12 protein-coding genes are annotated in these 19,680 nt (G+C 70.0%); 7 read left to right on the top strand and 5 right to left on the bottom strand.

The window, feature by feature from the left end; all coding sequences use genetic code 11:
* Positions 1–10: 10 nt before the first annotated feature.
* Positions 11–631: a hypothetical protein gene (locus OG622_RS08215; protein ID WP_371574421.1), complete on the bottom strand. Its 621-nt coding sequence runs from the start codon at positions 629–631 to the stop codon at positions 11–13.
* Between the two features lie 275 nt (positions 632–906).
* On the opposite strand from OG622_RS08215, the gene OG622_RS08210 reads away from it, so the two are divergent.
* The 3 genes from OG622_RS08210 (at position 907) to OG622_RS08200 (ending at position 5,247) form a co-directional block, all read left to right on the top strand.
* On the top strand, positions 907–1,914 hold the full coding sequence (locus tag OG622_RS08210; RefSeq protein ID WP_371574420.1) for an SCO0930 family lipoprotein: 1,008 nt from the start codon (positions 907–909) through the stop codon (positions 1,912–1,914).
* 379 nt (positions 1,915–2,293) lie between these two features.
* On the top strand, positions 2,294–3,106 hold the full coding sequence (locus OG622_RS08205; protein ID WP_371574418.1) for an SAM-dependent methyltransferase: 813 nt from the start codon (positions 2,294–2,296) through the stop codon (positions 3,104–3,106).
* On the top strand, positions 3,103–5,247 hold the full coding sequence (locus OG622_RS08200) for a putative bifunctional diguanylate cyclase/phosphodiesterase (RefSeq protein ID WP_371574416.1): 2,145 nt from the start codon (positions 3,103–3,105) through the stop codon (positions 5,245–5,247). Before OG622_RS08205 ends, OG622_RS08200 begins: the two co-directional genes overlap by 4 nt.
* A gap of 159 nt (positions 5,248–5,406) precedes the next feature.
* On the opposite strand, the gene OG622_RS08195 is transcribed toward OG622_RS08200, so the two are convergent.
* The gene (locus OG622_RS08195) at positions 5,407–6,291 is read right to left on the bottom strand and encodes a LysR family transcriptional regulator (protein ID WP_371574414.1); all 885 of its coding nucleotides are present in this window, start codon (positions 6,289–6,291) and stop codon (positions 5,407–5,409) included.
* A gap of 156 nt (positions 6,292–6,447) precedes the next feature.
* On the opposite strand from OG622_RS08195, the gene OG622_RS08190 reads away from it, so the two are divergent.
* Genes OG622_RS08190 through OG622_RS08180 form a run of 3 tightly spaced genes read left to right on the top strand, consistent with a single transcriptional unit; the run spans position 6,448 to position 9,825 of the window.
* Complete coding sequence (locus OG622_RS08190; RefSeq protein ID WP_371584033.1) at positions 6,448–7,119, top strand: succinate dehydrogenase; 672 nt, start codon at positions 6,448–6,450, stop codon at positions 7,117–7,119.
* A gap of 1 nt (position 7,120) precedes the next feature.
* Positions 7,121–9,079, top strand: a complete 1,959-nt coding sequence (locus OG622_RS08185; protein WP_371574412.1) for a fumarate reductase/succinate dehydrogenase flavoprotein subunit — start codon at positions 7,121–7,123, stop codon at positions 9,077–9,079.
* A complete protein-coding gene (locus tag OG622_RS08180) occupies positions 9,076–9,825 on the top strand; it encodes a succinate dehydrogenase/fumarate reductase iron-sulfur subunit (protein WP_371574410.1) in 750 nt (249 codons plus the stop codon). Before OG622_RS08185 ends, OG622_RS08180 begins: the two co-directional genes overlap by 4 nt.
* Positions 9,826–9,975: 150 nt before the next feature.
* Here the strand turns inward: OG622_RS08180 and OG622_RS08175 are convergent, their stop codons facing one another.
* Positions 9,976–12,009: a hypothetical protein gene (locus OG622_RS08175; RefSeq protein WP_371574408.1), complete on the bottom strand. Its 2,034-nt coding sequence runs from the start codon at positions 12,007–12,009 to the stop codon at positions 9,976–9,978.
* A 195-nt stretch (positions 12,010–12,204) separates the two neighbouring features.
* On the opposite strand from OG622_RS08175, the gene OG622_RS08170 reads away from it, so the two are divergent.
* Positions 12,205–12,849: a hypothetical protein gene (locus OG622_RS08170; protein WP_371574407.1), complete on the top strand. Its 645-nt coding sequence runs from the start codon at positions 12,205–12,207 to the stop codon at positions 12,847–12,849.
* A gap of 363 nt (positions 12,850–13,212) precedes the next feature.
* Here the strand turns inward: OG622_RS08170 and OG622_RS08165 are convergent, their stop codons facing one another.
* Both OG622_RS08165 and OG622_RS08160 read right to left on the bottom strand, forming a co-directional pair.
* Positions 13,213–14,220, bottom strand: a complete 1,008-nt coding sequence (locus OG622_RS08165; protein ID WP_371584032.1) for an LLM class flavin-dependent oxidoreductase — start codon at positions 14,218–14,220, stop codon at positions 13,213–13,215.
* 230 nt (positions 14,221–14,450) lie between these two features.
* The gene (locus OG622_RS08160) at positions 14,451–19,643 is read right to left on the bottom strand and encodes a family 43 glycosylhydrolase (protein ID WP_371574405.1); all 5,193 of its coding nucleotides are present in this window, start codon (positions 19,641–19,643) and stop codon (positions 14,451–14,453) included.
* Positions 19,644–19,680 lie beyond the last annotated feature (37 nt).

Below are 19,680 nucleotides of genomic sequence, written 5' to 3'. Positions count from 1 at the left end.
CCTCCAGGGGTCAGCGCGGACGCAGGGCGGCGGCGGCGAACACCGCGGGCACGGTGACGAGCAGGGCCAGCGAGACGAGGGACGGACCGGAGAGCTTGGCCGCCGAGTGCGACGGCGCCCGGTGCGGCGGATAACTCACCGGGGTCGGCGAGACCTCGGGGCGGGCGCTCGGCTCGCGTTTCGGCTTCGGGGTGGGGGCCGGGCGGGAGACGGGCCGGGGCGCCTCGGTGACGGGCGGCGGCGGTGGTGGCGGTGGCGCGGGCCTCGGGGGCGGGGTGGGGGGCGGCTTCGGAGCGGGCGGGGGGTCCGGAGTCGGATCCGGGGTGGGTGTGGGCTTCGGTGTCGGAGTGGGTGGAGGGTCCGGGGTGGGCGTCGGCTCCGGTGGGCACCACGGCGTAGGGGTCGGCGAGGGGGTCGGTGTGGGCGTGGGGGTCGGCGGCACCGGCTCGCAGGACTCGGTGCCCCCGATCGCCACGGCGACCGCGCCGCCGCCGTCCGGGCCGACGTCGGCGTACGCGCAGGCGTCGGCGACCGCCGTGCCGCTCGGTGCTCCGGTGAGGAGCCAGGTCAGTGCGAGCAGGGCCGACAGCCGTAGGGCGAGAGCGGATCGGGTCCGCTGGGGTCCTTGCACGTCGGAGATCATCCGTGCTCGTGCGCCCGCGCACGCGGGAGCCCGTACGGATTGCTCCAAAAGAGGGAAGAACGGGCCCCGAAGGTTTGACTGCGGGTGCCTCACGCTGACTCTTCGTTCGATGCCTCCGCAGGCTGACGCCGCGAACCGCGCCACAGGCTCCGGAAAGAAATTCGCGCAGCGTTGAACACATCAGCCACTCCAGCCCGTACTTAGGGCCAGCAAGCGGCGCACTAGGGCGCTGCAAACACCCACCGGATATACGGGGAGTTGGAATGAAGACCTCCTGGCGGAGCGCCTCACTCGTGGCGACAGCTGCGGCTGTACTGGTGCTGACGACGGCGTGCGGTCAGGAACAGGGGTCGACGTCCTCACAGAACGTGGGCGCGGCTTCCACCCCGACGCTCGGTGCCGGCACCATCGCGGGCACCGGAACCGGTACGGCCGGCGCCGGCGCGGCCGGTTCCGGTACCTCGGACCAGGCCCAGTCCACCACGGCGGCCTCAGCGGGTCAGCTGACCGTGTGGAACAGCGACGAGTACGGCAAGGTCCTCACGGACAGCGCCGGTCGCACCCTGTACCGCTTCGACAAGGACTCTTTCGAGCCGCCGAAGACGACCTGTGAGGGCGAGTGCGCCACCACCTGGCCGCCGGTGCCCGCCTCTGGCGCCACCGCCGCCGAGGGTGTCGACAAGGCCCTGCTCGGCGAGGTCAGCCGTCCCGACGGCACCAAGCAGCTGACGGTCGCCGGCTGGCCCATGTACTACTTCGCCAAGGACACCAAGGCCGGTGACATCAAGGGCCAGGGCCTCAAGGGCGCATGGTTCGCCTCGGCCCCCAACGGCAAGAAGGCCTCCACCACGGGCGGTTCCGGCGGTGGCACGGGCGGTACGGGCGGCACCGGTGGCGAGGCGGTCGAGCAGGCCGGCCTGACCACCCGCAACGACGCCAAGCTCGGCGAGATCGTCGTCGACAAGAACGGCATGACGGTCTACCGGTTCCTCAAGGACACCCAGTGGCCGATGTCGACCAAGTGCACCGGCGCCTGCCTCGACAAGTGGCCCGTCGTCGCCCCGGTCGACAAGAACGACACCAAGGGCATCCTGCTGAAGGGCTACACGGTCTTCGACCGTCCCGACGGATTCAAGCAGCAGACCATCAACTGCATCCCGCTCTACACCTTCGCCAACGACAAGTCCCCCGGTGACACCAACGGCCAGGGTGTCGGCGGTACCTGGTTCGCCATCAACGGCGACGGAGAGCCGATCGGCGCGCAGAAGTAAGGATCACCTTCCCCAGGGTGGGTCGCCTCGCCACTCAGAAAACCGCACGCGGAAGGGAGTGGACGAGAGAAGAGTGCCGGACGCACCACATCCGCGCGGCCGATCCAGGTCCGCCCCCTCCGCACCGCACGGAGGGGGCGGACCGCTTGGCATGCCCGGACACCGCCGAACAGGGGTGTCCGGGCACGGTGTTGCCGGGGCGGCGGCAACGTTCGGCCCCGAACAGGCATGGTCGGGGCGACGGTTGGGCATGTGCCATCGGCAGTGGACTTGAACGGACGGTCAATTTCCGTTTTCACTCGCTCCTTCGGCGGGCGATCAGTAGCCTCAGCTCGAACACCGGATCGCCTACGCCACACCGACGCGTTGGAGAACACAGATGGAGCGTCCCGCCTGGGCGCCGTGGAGCATCGACATCTCGATGCCGTCCGTGGCGCGCATGCACGACTACTACCTGGGCGGTTCGCGCAACTTCGAGGTCGACCGGGAAGCGGCCCGCAGAGCCATGGAGTTCGTGCCGGGCCTGCCCAAGATCATGCAGGCGAACCGGGCGTTCACGCGCCGCGCCGTGCGCTATGCGGCCGACTCGGGCATCACCCAGTTCCTGGACGTCGGATCCGGGATCCCCACCTTCGGAAACGTGCACGACACCGCCCAGCACGCCAGCCCCGGCGCGCGGGTCGTCCACGTCGACCACGACCCGGTCGCCGTAGCACACAGCCAGGCGATTCTGGAGGGGAACGACGACGCGGACGTGGTCGCGGCCGACCTCCGCAAGCCCCTCGACATCCTCACGAGCCCCCACGTCGAGCGACTGATCGACCTGAACCGGCCGGTCGCCCTGCTTCTGGTTGCCATACTGCACTTCGTGGAGGACACGGACGACCCGTACGGAGCGGTGGCCGAGCTGCGTGACGCGCTCGCGCCCGGCAGCTTACTCATCGTCTCGCATGCCTCATACGAGGGAATTCCGCTCCCCCGGGAGCGGACCGAGGGCGCGGTGGACGTGTACAAGGACATTCGCAATCCGCTGATCATGCGCTCTCGCGGTGAGATCGCGCGGTTCTTCGAGGGGTACGACATGGTGGAACCCGGACTGGTGCCGACGGCGAAGTGGCGGCCCGACACGGCTCCCGAGGACGAGGATCCGTACGCCTTCTCAGGGTTCGCCGGCGTGGGGACCAAGGCGTGAGGGCGGAGCCGGACGGGCCGGAGGACAGACTCCGCCGGTTCGCGACGATCTGGAGCCGCGCGGTCTTCCCCGTCACCTCCACGTCGCTGACCCGCCCCGAGTTCGAGGTACAACTGCTGCCGCTGGCCCGCAGGCTGAGCGAGGCGCTGCGGGCCAGGACGTACGACGCCGAGGCGGGCAAGGCCGTCGGAGCCGCCCTCGTCGAGGCGCACTGCACCGAACCCGAGGCGCTCGGCCAGACCCTGGACTGTGTCGACGCCTATCTGGTGCTCTACTGCGGCGGCGACGGACCCCAGGAGGATCTGCGGGCCCGTGCCGCGCGGCTGCAGTCCGCGATGGCCGCCGGCTTCGCCGAGGCGCTGCGGCAGCGGACGCTGGCCGAGCAGGAGGCGATCGCCCGCGCGGCGCTGGAGGCCCAGGGAGCGGTCGCCCTGGCGCTGCACGCGACCGAGGCCCGGTTCCGCGCGGTGTTCGAGGGCGCCGCCATAGGCATCGGCATCGCCGACCTCGAAGGCAACATCCTCCAGGTCAACGGGGCTCTGCTGCGCATGTTCGGGGTCACCGAGCAGTCGATGCGCGGGCGCCGCGTCCCCCAGTGGAAGCACACCGAGGACGCGCCCCAGGTGTGGCGCCTCTACGAGGAGCTGGTCCGCGGCGACCGCGAGCACTACCACACCGAAAAGGCGTTCCACCGACCTGACGGCACGGTCCTGTGGACCAACCTGACGGTGTCCCTGCTGCGTGACGCCGACGGCCGGCCCCAGTACCAGCTGGCCCTCATGGAGGACACCACCGAGCGTCGGCTGCTCAACCTCCGCCTCCGCTACGAGGCCACCCACGACGCGCTCACCGGACTGCCCAACCGCACCCTGTTCTTCGAGCGCCTGGAGAAGGCCCTCGCGGCGGGCGACGGCCAGCGCTTCGGCCTCTGCTACCTCGACCTCGACGGCTTCAAGACCATCAACGACAGCCTCGGACACGCGGCCGGCGACCGGCTGCTCGTCGAGGTCGCCGACCGGCTGCAGTCCTGCGCGACCGCGCCCGGCGAGATGGTCGCCCGGCTCGGCGGCGACGAGTTCGTGGCGCTGACCACCGGTACCGACACCGAACGCGAGGTCGACGAACTCGCCGACCGCATCATGAACGCGCTGGTCACCCCGGTCCGCATCGAAGGCCGGGAACTGCTGGTCCGCGGCAGCATCGGCATCGTCGAGGGCCCGGCGGGGGAGCGCGGCCCGGCGGAGGTACTGCGCAGCGCCGACATCACGATGTACCGGGCCAAGTCGGCGGGCGGCAACCGCTACGAGATGGCCGACGCCGAGGCCGACGCCCGCGCCATCACCCGGCACGGGCTCACCACCGCGCTGCCCGCCGCGCTGGACCGGGGCGAGTTCTTCATCGAGTACCAGCCGCTGGTCCACCTGGGCGACGGGACTGTGCGCGGCGCCGAGGCCCTGGTCCGCTGGCTGCACCCGCAACACGGCGTCCTCGGCCCCGACCGCTTCATCCCGCTCGCCGAGCGCACCGGCCTGATCGTGCCGCTGGGCCGCTGGGTCCTGGAGCAGTCGGTACGCCAGGCCCGCGCGTGGCAGGAACGGTACGGCGGAACAGGAGCGACGGGTCCGCTGCGCGTCAACGTCAACCTCTCCCCGTGCCAGCTGACCCACCCCGGGCTGGTCCAGGACACGGTGGACATCCTGGAGCGCGCCGGACTCCAACCGGACGCCCTCTGCCTGGAGGTCACCGAGTCCGCCCTGATCGGCGCCGACGACGACCTGCTCAAACCCCTGCGCAGGCTCTCCGAGATGGGCGTCGACATCGCCCTCGACGACTTCGGCACCGGCTACTCCAACCTCGCCAACCTCCGCCGACTGCCGGTCCGGGTCCTGAAGCTGGACCGGTCCTTCACCCAGAGCATGCAGCAGTTCCCCGCCGACCCCGTCGACCTGAAGATCGTCGAGGGCATCGTCTCCCTCGCCCACAGCCTCGACCTCGCGGTCACCGTCGAGGGCGTCGAAACCGGCGCCCAGGCCGAACAGTTGCGGATTCTGGGCTGCGACACGGCCCAGGGCTGGTACTACGCCCGCCCGGGCCCGCCCGAGCGGCTGCACGAACTGGCGCTGGTGGACGCGGCGGGATAGGGGGTTGTCTTCAGCCGCCGGGGCGTGCAGCGCGCCCTTGAGGGGCGCGGGGCCGTATCGATGTGCGGCTCCGCCGCCTGGGCGCGATCAGCCACAGTGAACCCGCAGACCGAAGCGGCGCTCGGGCCAACGGCGCGATCGGGACCGACAAGCACACGCTCACCGTTCGACCAACATCCGCTGCAACTCCCTCGCGGCCCTCGGCGGAGCCACATCGCTGCGGTGGGCCAGGGCGATCGTGCGGTGCAGGCCGGGCCGGGCCAGCGGGGTGACCCGCAGGCCCCGGCCGGAGCGGGTGGCGACCATCCGGGGGACGACGGCGACGCCGAGGCCCGCCCGGACGAAGCCAAGCACCGCGTCCATCTCGCCGCCCTCCACCGCGAAGTCCGGCTCGAACCCGGCGGAGCGGCATGCGGCCACTGTGAGTTCCCGCAGGTCGTAGCCGTGGCGGAACATCACCAGACGCTCGCCCTCCAGGTCGAGGACGCGGACGGTACGACGGCCGTTGCCGGGCCTCGGCGCGTCCGGCGAGGAGACCACGACCAGATCCTCACGCAGCAGCTCCACCGTGGTCAGAGCGGGGGAGGGCGTGGGGAGGGGCAGGACGACCAGGGCCAGGTCGAGAGCGCCCCGGGCCAGCAGGCGGACCAGGTCGTGGGAGCCGCCCTCCTCGATCAGCAGCCGGATGCCGGGGTAGCGGTCGTGGAAGGCGCGCAGCACGTCGGGCAGCAGCCCCGTGCACAGGCTCGGGGTCGCGCCGAGCCGGACCCGGCCCCGGCGCAGCTGGACCAGCTCCTGCACCTCGTGCCGGGCGGTGTCCGTGTCGGCGAGGATGCGCCGGGCCAGCGGCAGCAGCGCCTCACCGGCATCCGTGAGGGTGATGTTGCCGCGTGCCCGCTGGAAGAGGTCCGCCCCCAACTCCCGTTCCAGCGCCTTGATCTGCTGCGAGAGCGACGGCTGCGCCACGTGGACCAGCTCGGCGGCCCGGGTGAAATGTCTGGTCTCCGCCACTGCCACAAAGTACTGGAGCTGCTGGAACTGCATGCCTCCACGATACGAGACGATAGTTTCCGGCTATCGAATCAAGCTGTTTCATGTCTTGGACCGATGGGGTGACGCGGTTCTAGCGTCATGGGCATGGCTCTGGCAACGCGGACGGAACGGGCGGAACAGCGGGAACGGCCGGAACGAAAACCGTCTCTGGCGCGCTCGGTGTGGGACAGCTCCCTCGGCAAGAAGACGGTGATGGCCGTCAGCGGACTGATAATGCTGGCGTACCTGGTCGTCCACATGCTCGGCAACCTCAAGATCTTCTTCGGCTCCGACGAGTTCAACGGCTACGCGCACTGGCTGCGCACCCTCGGCGAGCCCTTCCTGCACCACGAGTGGGCCCTGTGGATCGTCCGCGTGGTCCTCGTCGCCGCGGTCGTCGCCCACGCCACAGCCGCCTACCAGCTCAGCCGCCGCGACATCAAAGCCCGGCCGGACAAGTACGTCCACAGGAAGCGCGGGGCGAGCTACGCGACCCGCACCATGCGCTGGGGCGGCGTCATCCTCGGCCTGTTCATCGTCTGGCACCTCCTCGACCTGACGACCGGCACCGTCCACCCGGGCGGTTTCGAGGCCGGCCACCCGTACCAGAACGTGATCGACACCTTCTCCACCTGGTACGGCAACGCCGTCTACATCGTCGCGGTGCTCGCGCTCGGTCTGCACGTCCGGCACGGCTTCTGGAGCGCCGCCCAGACCCTCGGCGCCGGCAGCCGCACCCGCGACCGCGCCCTGAAGACCACCGCGAACGTCCTCGCCCTGGTGCTGACCCTGGGCTTCGTCTCCGTACCCGTCGCCGTCATGACCGGAGTGGTGAACTGACATGGCTACGTCCTCCGAGTACGCGGACTACGTGACCGGCGACCCCGTCGCCGACGGCAAGGCGCCCGAGGGCCCGGTCGGTGAGCGCTGGGACAGGCGCCGCTTCGAGGCGAAGCTGGTCAACCCCGCCAACCGCCGCAAGCACACCGTCATCGTCGTCGGCACGGGCCTCGCCGGCGGCTCGGCCGGTGCCACGCTCGCCGAACAGGGCTACCACGTCGTCCAGTTCTGCTACCAGGACTCCCCGCGCCGCGCCCACTCGATCGCCGCGCAGGGCGGCATCAACGCCGCGAAGAACTACCGCAACGACGGCGACTCCGTCCACCGGCTGTTCTACGACACCGTCAAGGGCGGCGACTTCCGGGCGCGTGAGTCGAACGTCCACCGGCTCGCGCAGATCTCCGTCGAGATCATCGACCAGTGCGTCGCGCAGGGTGTGCCCTTCGCCCGGGAGTACGGCGGTCTGCTCGACACCCGCTCCTTCGGCGGCGTCCAGGTGTCGCGGACGTTCTACGCCCGGGGTCAGACGGGGCAGCAACTCCTGCTGGGCGCCTATCAGGCGCTGTCGCGACAGATCGCGGCCGGGAACGTGGAGATGCATCCGCGCACCGAGATGCTCGACCTGATCGTGATCGACGGGCGGGCGCGCGGGATCGTGGCGCGTGACCTGATCACCGGGAAGATCGACACCTACTTCGCCGATGCCGTGGTGCTGGCGAGCGGCGGGTACGGGAACGTCTTCTACCTGTCGACCAACGCCATGAACTCGAACGCGACCGCCGTGTGGCGGGCGCATCGGCGGGGCGCCCTGTTCGCGAACCCGTGCTTCACGCAGATCCATCCGACGTGCGTTCCGCGCACCGGCGACCATCAGTCCAAGCTGACACTGATGAGCGAGTCGCTGCGGAACGACGGGCGGATCTGGGTGCCGAAGGCACGGGGCGACCAGCGGCCGGCGAACCAGATCCCCGAGGACGAGCGCGACTACTACCTGGAGCGGATCTACCCGTCCTTCGGCAACCTCGTCCCGCGTGACATCGCCTCCCGCGCCGCGAAGAACGTCTGCGACGAGGGCAGGGGCGTCGGGCCCGGCGGGCAGGGCGTCTACCTGGACTTCGCGGACGCCGTCGCGCGGCTGGGCCGCAAGGCCGTCGAGGCCAGGTACGGCAACCTCTTCGACATGTACCAGCGGATCACCGACGAGGATCCGTACGAGGTGCCGATGCGGATCTACCCGGCCGTCCACTACACCATGGGCGGGCTGTGGGTGGACTACGACCTCCAGACCACCGTCCCCGGGCTGTTCGCGATCGGCGAGGCCAACTTCTCCGACCACGGGGCCAACCGGCTCGGCGCCTCGGCGCTGATGCAGGGCCTCGCCGACGGCTACTTCGTCCTGCCGGCCACCATCAACGACTACCTCGCCCGGCATCCGAAGCAGGACGGGATCGGCCCCGAACACCCCGCCGTCCAGGAGGTGCTGGCCGCAACCGAGGACCGGCTGAACCTGCTGCTCGCCGTGGACGGCGACCGTACGCCCGACTCCTTCCACCGTGAACTCGGTGAGCTGATGTGGGAGTTCTGCGGCATGGCCCGCACCGACAGCGGCCTGCGGAAGGCCCTGGAGCGGATTCCGCAGATCCGCGAGGAGTTCTGGCGCCGGATCAAGGTCCCGGGGACGGGCGAGGAGTTCAACCAGTCCCTGGAGAAGGCCAACCGGATCATCGACTACCTCGAACTCGCCGAGCTGATGTGCCTCGACGCGCTGCACCGCGGCGAGTCGTGCGGCGGTCACTTCCGTGAGGAGTCCCAGACGGCCGACGGCGAGGCGGAGCGCCGCGACGAGGAGTTCTCGTACGCCGCCGCCTGGGAGTTCACCGGCACCGGCGCGGCCCCCGTGCTGCACAAGGAAGACCTTGTCTTCGAGTACGTCCACCCCACCCAGCGGAGCTACGCATGAAGCTCACCCTGCGCGTATGGCGGCAGCGGACCGCCGACGCCGACGGCGCCATGTCCACGTACGAGGTGGACGACATCTCGCCCGACATGTCCTTCCTGGAGATGCTCGACACGCTCAACGAGGAACTCATCCTGCGCGGTGACGACCCGGTGGCCTTCGACCACGACTGCCGCGAGGGGATCTGCGGGGCGTGTTCACTGGTCATCAACGGGGACGCGCACGGGCCGGAGCGGACGACGACCTGTCAGCTGCACATGCGGTCCTTCTCGGACGGAGACACGATCGATGTGGAGCCGTGGAGGGCGTCGGCGTTTCCGGTGATCAAGGACCTGGTCGTGGACCGGACGGCGTTCGACCGGATCATCCAGGCCGGGGGGTACATCACCGCGCCCACGGGAGCCGCGCCGGAGGCGCATGCCACGGCCGTACCGAAGCCGGACGCGGACTTCGCGTTCGAACACGCGGAATGCATCGGATGCGGGGCGTGTGTGGCCGCGTGTCCCAACGGGGCGGCGATGCTGTTCACCTCGGCCAAGATCAACCATCTGAACGTGCTGCCGCAGGGGGCGCCCGAGCGGGAGACGCGGGTGCTGGACATGGTGGAGCAGATGGACGAGGAGGGGTTCGGCGGGTGCACGCTGGCGGGGGAGTGCGCCACGGCCTGCCCCAAGGGGATTCCGTTGGTGTCCATCACCGGCATGAACAAGGAGTGGCTGCGGGCCGCTCGGAAGGCCGGGAAGCGGTAGCGCCGTAGGTGGCCTGTCGTCTCCGGGCTGCGGGTTTGTTGTGGCTGTTCGCGCAGTTCCCCGCGCCCCTTTGGGGCGCGCTGTAGCGGGCCCCTGGTCACATGTGAACGTTCGCCGAACCGTGCGGGCGGGCGGGGCCGGGTGTGGTGCTCATTCCCGGTCCCGCCAAGGTTTCACGGTCAGTGCCTCGTCGATCAGGGCGTGGAGTTCCTCATCCTGGAGGACCGCCCGGTAGTCGGCACGCGGCGAGAGGCGGTGGTCCTGGTCCCGGAGGAGGCGCAGGGCCGCTTCGATGGCGGGGGTGAGTGTGCGGAAGCGGATGAGTGTGCGCAGTGCTTTGCCGAACGGGCCGTACCACTGGCCACCGGCCGCGAACGCCAGGATCTCCTCCTCCAGGGTCGGCAGGGCGGACCCGGGGTCGCCTGTGATCGACCACAGGGCGATCGCCGCCTCCATCCTGATCCAGCCCTGGGGGGCGGTCAGGGCGTGGCGTACCCGGTCCGTGTACGGTGCGGCCTCGGCGCCGAAGGCGGTGAGGTGGCCGACCATGCCGCTGCGGGGCTCCTCACCTTCGGCCGACAGGGTTTCGCCGACGGCCCGCAGCGCCTCTGCCGGGTCGTCGGCGCCGCCGATACGCCAGAGGGCCCAGTACAGCCACGGGTGATTGTTCGGAGGTTCGAGGGACATGCACTCGCGCAGGACGGGCGCGGCGGAGGCGGCGGCCGGGCCCATGGCCGCCAGGGCGTCGACGGCGTCGTGCCGGCGGACGCGGTCGGTCGCGTGGGCCGTGATCTCCGGCAGGGCCGGTAGCGCGTCCGTCTCCCAGGCCTTGAGGGTCGCCAGGAAGTCGGACGTGAGGGCGCCGTGCGCGTCGGGGTCGGTCAGGTCGCGGCGGAGTTCCTCGCGTATCGACGGCAGGAGGGTTTCCGCGTGGGCGCGGAGCGGGGTCAGGACGTCCGCGATCTCGGGGCGGCGGGGTTCGCCGACGGAGTAGCCGCGGCTGTACTGCTCGCGGAACGGTGCGCAGAGCCGGTCGACCAGGCCGGGCAGGGCCCGGGGATCGTCCATCCGGGTCAGCGCCCAGCAGGCGTGTTCGCCGACGGCGCCCTCCAGGAATTCCACCTCGGCCGAGTCGTCGAGCAGAGCGGCCAGTTGATCGGCGTACGCGGTGGCCCGGGAGCCCAGGATGCCGAGGAGGTGGGCCGCCCTGACGCGTACCGAGGGGTCCGGGTGATGCAGCGCACCGCCCGCGAGCGCCAGCACCGCGGGTTCCACGGACCGGCGGGAGACCAGCAGCAGGAGGCAGCGGTCCAGCACGGCCCGCAGCAGATCGGCGTCCTCGCCCGGGCGCACCGCCGAGGACAGCCGGGTCAGGAACATCAGCTGCTGGGCGGGTGTGTCGTCGTACAGGGCGGCCGTCAGGTACGCGACGCCCTCGCGGTCGGAGGGGTACTCGTTGTCCTGTTCGTACCAGACGGTCTCCCAACGCGAGCGCGCGGTGGGGTCGGTGAGCGCCTCCAGCAGCAGGTCCAGCTCGCGGACCGGCACCTCGGTGTCCAGATGCGCGTAGACCTTCACGGCCGCGGCCCGCAGAACGGGGTCGGGGTCCTCCAGCGACGCGTCCAGGACGGCACGGGTCTCGGTGACCGTCGTGGTCTCGGCGCCGGGGGCCGCCGCGAGACGGCCCAGCGCGAACAGCACCGGCAGCCGGACCGAGAGGTCCCGCTCGGTCCGCCAGCGCTCCAGGAGCCGACCGGGGCCGTCCGCCAGCGCGATGGCCGCCCGGCGTACCGCCGGATCGGGGTCGGCGAGCAGGGGCTGTACCGCCCGGTGGGCGTGGCGCCAGGCCTCGGGCCAGTCCGGGTCGACCAGCTCGGGCGTCCTCTCCGGCGCCCGGGACAGGACCGCGAGCAGTTCCGCGAGGGTCGCGCGTGCGCCCGTCCGGGGATCGGCGGCGAGCGCGACGACGAACGGCAGGGCGGCCGTGGCGACCGAGGGGACGCCGTACACCTGTGTCCCCAGGTTGTCGAAGAGCGGCCAGCAGTCGTCCTCGGTCGACTCCGGCCCCTTGCGGAACAACAGGCGCAGCACCCGGCGCACTTCCTTGGGCGAGACCTTCGGATCCACCCACTCCAGCCGGTCCCACGGCACCGCGTCCAGTGCCTCCGCCGACAGCTCCGCCACCCGTACACCCCGTTCGTCGATCAGTCCGTCAAGGAGACGTTCATGGCGGCGGAGACGAGGGTGGCCCGTTGGTGCCAGCCGTTCCAGGTGCGCCGCGAATGAGCGTGCACCGCCGGCCGCAGGCCATCGTCACACACTCTGCACAGACCGTAGCCATCCACGATCCGCGGTGGTCTACTGAGTGTCGTGTCCCCTATGGGCGATCAGCGGGAAACCCTGATAGAGCGTGCCTTCATGGCAGCGGCCGGGTCGGCGGTCGTCCTTGCCTACTGGGTTTTCTGGGACTGGCCGTGGCAGATGTTGCTGTTCCTTGCCGCCGTCTTGGCCCTGACCGGCGTTTGGATCACCGCCGCCTCTAAGGCCGACGCACAGCGCGACGCACAGCGGCGGGAGAACAGCCGCTGGGTCTTGACGGCCTGGGCGGACCGTAACGGGTGGAGTTGCGGAGCCGACTTGGCGGCGTTCACCACCAACAGCGCCGAACCCACCCATGAGGAGCGCCGGGAACTGCTGGCGAGCCCGCTTTTCCGCGGCGAACTGTTCGCCGTGGGCCGCCGGGACGGCGTCGAGGTGGGCATCGTCTGCTCGACCGAGGATGCGGGCGAGATAGGGACCGCGTGGTTGACGGCGGTCTTGGTCCGCCTGCCCGAGGAGCGGCCGTCGGCACGGTTGAGCGCCCGGGAGATACGCGGACTGGGCCTGCCGGTGAGCGTGGAGTCGGTGAAGTCGGTTGGCCGGGAGTTGTGTGTGAGGTACAGGGGCTGGCCGGGAAAGTGGACGCCGTTGGACGAACAGGTCGACGCGGCCGTTCACCTAGCGGGAAGCCTGGGGGACGCCTGACCTGATGGGGCCGGGTCAGAAGCGCGAGCACCCGGCCGCCACGTCGTCACCTCGAGCAAGTACGTCCTCCGCAGGAGTTGGAAGGTGCCCCGCACCGTGGTCACGTGCGGCCGGCTTCCGTCGGACCGCCGGTCCGATCGTGGAGAAGGGTCCGCCAGTAAGCTGACGGACCCTGCCCAGCCGCGAACAACTGGGCCGCCTGCAACCGAATGTGCTCACGAAACGCCTGCCGCTCCGCGGTCAGCCCGCCCCCTTGCGGATACCTCGTACAACCGGCCTACCGCCGAAACCACGACGTCAGTTCCGCCGCCGGGTTCCCACCGATGCCCGTGACGGAGACCGGGGCCGGCCCGCGACCGGGGATCAGCCGAGGCCCGCGAGCCGGGACAGCCTTCGGTAGGAGTCCAGCAGGGCCCCGCGGTCGTACGTGCTCGTCGTGACCAGGACCTCCTGGGCGCCCGTCTCCTTGATCACCGACTCCAGTTCGTGCGCGACCTGTTCCTCGGTGCCGTACACATGACCGGTCAGCCCGGACTCGTAGAAGCCCCGCTCCTTGGCCGTCATCGTCCGCCGCTCGACCTCCTCCGCCGGGGCGAGCGGCGGGAACGTGCCGTGGGTGCGGGAGTACGCCATGGCCCACGCCTCCGGGAGGAGGACGCGGTGGGCGTGTTCCGGGGTGTCGGCGACGGCGATCGTGCCGGAGACGACGACGTACGGCTCCTCGGCCCAGGCGGACGGGCGGAACCCGGCGCGGTAGCGGTCGATGCCCTGCCGCATCCTGTCGCGGTCGCGGAGGTCGCCGATCACCATCGGCAGGCCCGCCCGCGCGGCGATGTCGGCGCCCTCGCCCATCGCGAGCACGAACGGGGGGACGGCCAGGCCCTCCGGGGGGCGCGCGTGCACCCCGGTCGAGGATGTGCCTCGGAACCAGCCGAGCAGCTCGTCGAGCTGCCCCGCGAAGTCGGCGGTGTCGGCGGCGTCCTTGTCCCGGCCCAGTGCGCGGCGTACGCCGTCCGTGAAGCCGACGGAACGGCCGAGCCCCATGTCGATCCGCCCCGGGAACAGCGACTCCAGCACGCCGAACTGCTCGGCCACCACCAGCGGGCGGTGGTTGGGCAGCATCACCCCGCCGGTGCCCACCCGGATGGTGTGCGTGGCCGCGGCGACGGCTGCCGCCAGCACGGTGGGGGCGGAACCGGCTACGCCGGGTACGCCGTGGTGTTCCGAGACCCAGAAGCGGTGGAAGCCGAGGCGCTCCGCGTGCTGGGCCAGTCGCACGGTGTCCCGCAGGGCCTCGGGGGCGTCGTGGCCCTCGCGGACGCGGGAGCGGTCGAGGACGGAGAAGCGGGTGGAGGCGAGTACGGAGGTCACATGGGGTTCAACGTTGTGGGCGCGGGAGGATTCCCGCGCGTTGGCGACAGTCGCCATCGGGGTCCGGGTCGGCTGCGGGCCGCGGGTGCGTCGTGGTTGCTCGCGCAGTTCCCCGCGCCCCTGGAATGCGGGGGCTGCGCCCCCTGCATTCCTTCTTTGCCGCTCACGCGCCGAGCCGCGCCCGGAAGGATCCGGGCGCGGCTCGGTCTGGGTGTTGCTGGGGCTCGGTGTTACTTGCGGCCGATGGTGATGCCCTTCGTGTCCGCGGCCGTCTTGTTCTCGTAGACGACCGTGCCGGTGGACTTCTTCCAGATCTTGATCTTGAAGGTGTCCGGGCCGTCGGTGGCGGTGACGCGGAAGAGGTAGCCGCCCTTGCCGTTGACCGTGCCGTAGCCCTGGTAGACGGCCTTGGAGCCGGTGACCACGAGCCAGTCGGAGCTGGTGGAGCGGAACTTCAGCTTGGCCCCGGCGAAGTCGAGCGAGGCCTTCCCGGACGGCGTGGTGTCGCTCTTGCCGTACTTGGCGGTGAAGGAGAATTCCGCCTTGCCGGTCAGCTTCGGGCCTGCCGGGAACGCCCCGGCGGGTGAGGTGAAGCTGCTGTCACCGGTCGCGGAACCGGCGGTCCGGTCGTAGACGACCAGCTCGGGGATCGTGGTGCTCGCCGAGGCGCCGTCGTCGTCGGTGACGGTGATCACCGGGGCGAAGATGCCGGCCGTGCGGTAGGTGTGCTCGGCCTTGCAACTGCCGGCCGTGACCTTGCCGGCCGTCGGCTTGCCGCCGTCCTTCCAGTCGATCTCGCAGGTGTGCCCGTCGCGGGTGCCCGGGTCGGTGAACTTGACCCTGACCCTGGTGACCTTGCCCGTCTCCGAGGTCTTCCGGCTGGTCACCGAGGTGATCTCCGGGGCCGCGTTGGTGACGGTGACGGTGGCCGAGTCGGTGCTGCGACCGCCCGTCAGGGTGACCTCGTAGGTGCCGTTGTCGGTGCAGGTGATCGTGGTCTTCGCGGACTTGGCGTCGGCGAAGGTGCAGGGTGCGCCCTTCTCGGCCGTCCACTTGGCGGTACCCGCACCCGAGACCGTGCCGTTCAGCCCGATCTTGGCGCCTTCCTTGCCCGTGGCGTCCGCGCCGGCCCGGGCGATGGTGACCGGGTCGATGCTCTCCAGGGTGGGGGCGACCTTCTTCAGCAGGCCGTCGGCGTCGAACTCCAGCTTGTCGATGGTGGTTTCGCGGTGGGTGCCGTCGCCGCCGGGGATGGCGAAGCGGTGGTAGGCGATGTACCAGTCGTCGGTGCCCGGGACGTGGACCACGGAGTGGTGGCCGGGGCCCTTGATGCCGAGCGAGAGGTCCTTCTCCAGGATCACGCCCTGCTTGGTCCAGGGACCGGTGGGCGAGGAGCCGGTGGCGTAGGCGACCTGGTAGTTCTCGTCACGTGTGTCGTTCTCCGACCACATGAAGTAATAGGTGCCCTTGCGCTTGATGACGAAGGTGCCCTCGTTGTAGCCGCTGGGGGTGATGTTGGTGACCTTCGAGGAGTCGAAGGAGACCATGTCGTCGTTGAGCGGGACGACATACGCTCGGCCGTTGCCCCAGTAGAGGTACGTCTTGCCGTCGTCGTCGGTGAAGACCGCCGGGTCGATCATCTGGCCCGCGCGGTCACCGACCTTCAGCAGCGGCTTGCCCAGGGCGTCCTTGAACGGGCCGGTGGGCGAGTCGGAGACCGCGACACCGATGTTCGCGTCGGCGCAGAAGTAGAAGTAGTACTTGCCGTTCTTCTCCTCCATCGCCGGCGCCCAGGCCCTGCTGTCCGCCCAGGAGACGTCCGGACCGAGGTCCAGGATGACGCCGTGGTCGGTCCAGTTGACCAGGTCCTTGGAGCTGTACGCCTTGAACTTCGTGCCGCTCCAGCCCTCGAAGCCGTCGGTGGTCGGGTAGATGTAGAAGGTGTCACCGAAGCGGACGATGTTCGGGTCCGCGTTGAGGCCGGGCAGGACCGGGCTCTTCAGCTCCCGTGCCGACACCGTCCAGGTGCGCTTCTTCCCGTCCGAACCGGTGACCTCGTACTTCACCGGCTTGCTGAAGTTCTGCACGCTGCCGGAGGCGGGGCTGATCGTCGCGCCGTGGGCGAGGGTGAACTCCGGTGCCAGCTTGGTGAGATCCGTGCCCGGCTTCATCGGCAGGGTGATGCGGCTGCCGGCGTCGTCGATGATCGCGTCGGTCTTCTGCGCCGGGTGGGTCACCTTGGCGATGCCCGTGGTGTTGCCGCTGATCTCCAGGACCTCGGCGGCCGTCAGGGCCCGGTTGTAGATCCGGAAGTCGTCGACCTCACCGGCGAAGTACGGGTCGGGGGAGTACATGGACCGGCCGATGTAGCCGCTGTAGTCCTTGTCCGCGTCGTACAGCTCGGACGGCTTGACGACCACGTCGGTGGCACGGGACACCTCGATGCCGTCCACGTAGAGGACAGCCGTCTTGGCGTCGCCGTCGATGGTGACGGTGACGTGCTGCCACTCGTCGACGGTGAGCCGGGCGCCCGACAGCTTCTTCTCCGCGCCCCAACTCGCTGCCGTGATGGCCGAGTAGAGGGAAGAGGAGCCGTTCGACGGGCTGACGAACAGGTACTTGTTGCTGTCCGGGCCGAGGCCGAACAGCCACTGCCAGTTGTCGCCGCCCTTCCACTTCGCGTACGTGGAGACGGTGACGCTGTCGGCGTTCTTCAGCACGCCGCCCGGGATCTTCACGTACGGCGAGCTGGAGCCGCTGTTGCCGCCGGACATCTTGAACGAGCCGCCGTCGACGCCGGTCCCGAAGTCGGGCGTACGGACGTAGGTGCCGTGGTAGCCGTGACCGCTGGAGTCACGGGTGATGCTGCCGCCGGTCTCGTCGAAGCCGTAGTGCAGGAGGAGGTCGGCCGGGACGTCCGGGCCCTCGGCGGAGACCGTGACCTCGGCGGTGACCTCGATCGCCGCGTCGCCCGGCAGGTCGCCCTTCACCGTGAAGGTGCCGGCCTGCGCGTACTGCGAGGCGTTCACGTCCTCCCAGGTGACGGCGACGGGCCGCTTGGCGCCGTCGGCGAACTCCGCGATGACGGTGGCCGGCAGGACCGGGGCGTCACCGATGCGCGTCTCGACCTTCGTGTCCTCGACGCTGGTGACGATCTGGTCCGGCTGGTAGGTCTGCAGCAGCCGGTCGTACTCGGCCTGGGTGACCGGGAGGACGGTGCCGTGCCGGGGCTTGGACGGCAGGTCGTAGTCGGCGGACGGGGTCCAGACACCGGAGGCCAGGTCCGTCGTCTCGAAGGGGATGTAGCCGCGACCGCCGAACTCGTCGAGGAACGCGTACCACTTGTCCTCGGTGTTCGACTTGAACACCAACGGCCCCTCGGCCGCGCTCATCTCCCCCTTGCCGATGCCCTCGGCGACGGCGGTCCAGGAGAGGTCGCGCAGCGAGTCGCTCTTCTCCTCGAAGATGAACTTGCTGTTGGGCGTGGAGGAGGAGTTGTTCCGCTCGTCCTTGGAGAGGCGGAAGTACTCGCCGTCGTGCTGGATGACCGTGGAGTCGATGACCGAGTAGCCGCGGTCGACCCACACCTTGGGCTCGCTGAAGGTGTAGAAGTCACGGGTCGTCGCGTACATCATGCGGTTGTACGTGTCGCCGGAGTGGGCCTCGTTGTCGTACAGCTTCGACGCCCAGAAGACGACGTACTCGCCGAGCTGCTCGTCGTAGTACGCCTCGGGGGCCCAGGTGTTGCCGGCCGAGTCGGGGGAGACCTTGACCAGGCGCTGGTTGGTCCAGTTCACCAGGTCGGTGGACTCCCAGACCATGATGGACTTGCTGCCGGTGCGCTGGGAGGCGTCCCAGTCGCCGTTGCCGTAGATCCTGAGGTCGGTGGCGATCTGGTAGAACTTGTCGCCCTCGGGGGAGCGGATGATGAACGGGTCGCGCAGGCCCTTCTCGCCGAGCGTGGACGTCAGGACGGGCTTGCCGTCGTTCAGCTCCCGCCACTTCAGCGGGTCGTTGCCCTTGCTGAGAGCCGAGTACAGCTGCTCGCCGTCCGAGGTGCCCTCACCGGTGAAGTAGCTGAACATGTAGCCCTTGAGGGCCTGCTTCTTGGGCAGTTCCGGCACCTTCGCGGTGAAGGCGCGGGTGGTCTTCGCGTCGCCCTTGGTGACGGTCGCGGTCAGCTCGACCGTGGTGGCGCCGTCGCCGTGCGCGGGACGGTGGACCTGGCCCTCGGCGGAGACGACGTCCGTGTTCGCGGAGGCCCAGGAGATCTCGGTGCCGAAGTCGCCGTCGGCCGGGAGCGTGAGGTTGCCCCGGGCGTCGTCGAGGTTGTGCACGGTCAGCGCCTCGGCGGCCTGCTTGACGGCCGTCGTGTCGTCGAAGGTGGGGAGGACCGTGACCTCGAAGGTCTTGGTGGCGCTCACCGAACCCTTCTTCAGGGTCGCCGTCAGCGTGGCGTGGCCGTTCGGCTCACCGGCGGCGGGGCGGGTCACCGCGCCGGAGTCCGAGACCACGGTGGTGTTGTCGCTCTTCCAGCTGATCGAAGAGCCCCCGGCCGTGCCGGTCTTCGGCAGGTCCAGGTCGGTGGTCACCGCGCTGGTGTCGCCCAGGGTGAGGGCCGCCTTGTCGGCGGCGAGGCCCTCCTCGGCGATGGGGAGCGAGAGCTGCTCGACCTCGGAGCCGGCGAGGGCGCGGCTGTAGACCCGGAAGTCACGGATCTTGCCCTTGAAGAGCTTGTCGCTGGTGTAGACCGACTTGCCCACGTAGTTGGCGGTCGTGGTGCCCGAGCCTATGGAGCCCGGGGTGGTGGTGACCGACGTGTTGCGGCCGACCTCCACGCCGTCCTCGTACAGCACGGCTGTGCTGCCGGTCTGGGTGTAGGTGAGCTGCTTCCACACCGAGCGGCTCAGGTTGTGCGAGTCGGAGGGCCGGGTGTTCTGCTCGGTCGACCAGTTGCCCGAAGCGATGGCCGTGCGCAGTGAGTTGCCGGTGGCGAAGAGATAGCCGTTGCCCGCGCCGCTGGTGGTGTTTCCGAAGCCGTAGATGAAGTACGGACCGGTCTGCGACTCGTCCATCAGTACGTCCATGGAGACGCTGATCGAGTTCATGCCCTTCATGACGTCGTTCGGCACCTTGATGTAGGTGTCCGAACCGTTGAAGCCGAGGCCCTGGCCGTTGCCCGTCCAGCCGGCGGTGCCGTTCACCGTGCCGTCACGGCCGTTGCCGGAGGCGTCGACGGCCGTGGTGCCGGAGGTGGCGTCGAGCTTGTACCAGAGGGCCAGACCGTCAGTGAGGTCGGCGTCGTCCGCGGCGGCCGAAGTGACGGGCCCGGCGAGGCCCAGGAGAAGTGACGCGGCGGTCAGTCCGGCGAGCGGACCCGCCCAGCGTCTCGCGCGGCCGCGCAGACGTGCAATGTACGTCATATCGAGTTATCCCTGCTGAGAGCACGGCTGATGAAGG

The organism is Streptomyces sp. NBC_01314 (assembly GCF_041435215.1).
In the GTDB taxonomy this organism is placed as follows: domain Bacteria; phylum Actinomycetota; class Actinomycetes; order Streptomycetales; family Streptomycetaceae; genus Streptomyces.
The sequence above is the reverse complement of the archived record's forward strand: the minus strand, read 5'-3'. Positions and strand labels throughout refer to the sequence as shown.

Bases quoted from the DNA above. Each gene is read 5' to 3' on its own strand.
- OG622_RS08210 (WP_371574420.1), top strand. From the start codon at position 907: ATGAAGACCTCCTGGCGGAGCGCCTCACTCGTGGCGACAGCTGCGGCT.
- OG622_RS08205 (WP_371574418.1), top strand. From the start codon at position 2,294: ATGGAGCGTCCCGCCTGGGCGCCGTGGAGCATCGACATCTCGATGCCG.
- OG622_RS08195 (WP_371574414.1), bottom strand. From the start codon at position 6,291: ATGCAGTTCCAGCAGCTCCAGTACTTTGTGGCAGTGGCGGAGACCAGA.
- OG622_RS08185 (WP_371574412.1), top strand. From the start codon at position 7,121: ATGGCTACGTCCTCCGAGTACGCGGACTACGTGACCGGCGACCCCGTC.
- OG622_RS08180 (WP_371574410.1), top strand. From the start codon at position 9,076: ATGAAGCTCACCCTGCGCGTATGGCGGCAGCGGACCGCCGACGCCGAC.
- OG622_RS08170 (WP_371574407.1), top strand. From the start codon at position 12,205: ATGGGCGATCAGCGGGAAACCCTGATAGAGCGTGCCTTCATGGCAGCG.
- OG622_RS08160 (WP_371574405.1), bottom strand. From the start codon at position 19,643: ATGACGTACATTGCACGTCTGCGCGGCCGCGCGAGACGCTGGGCGGGT.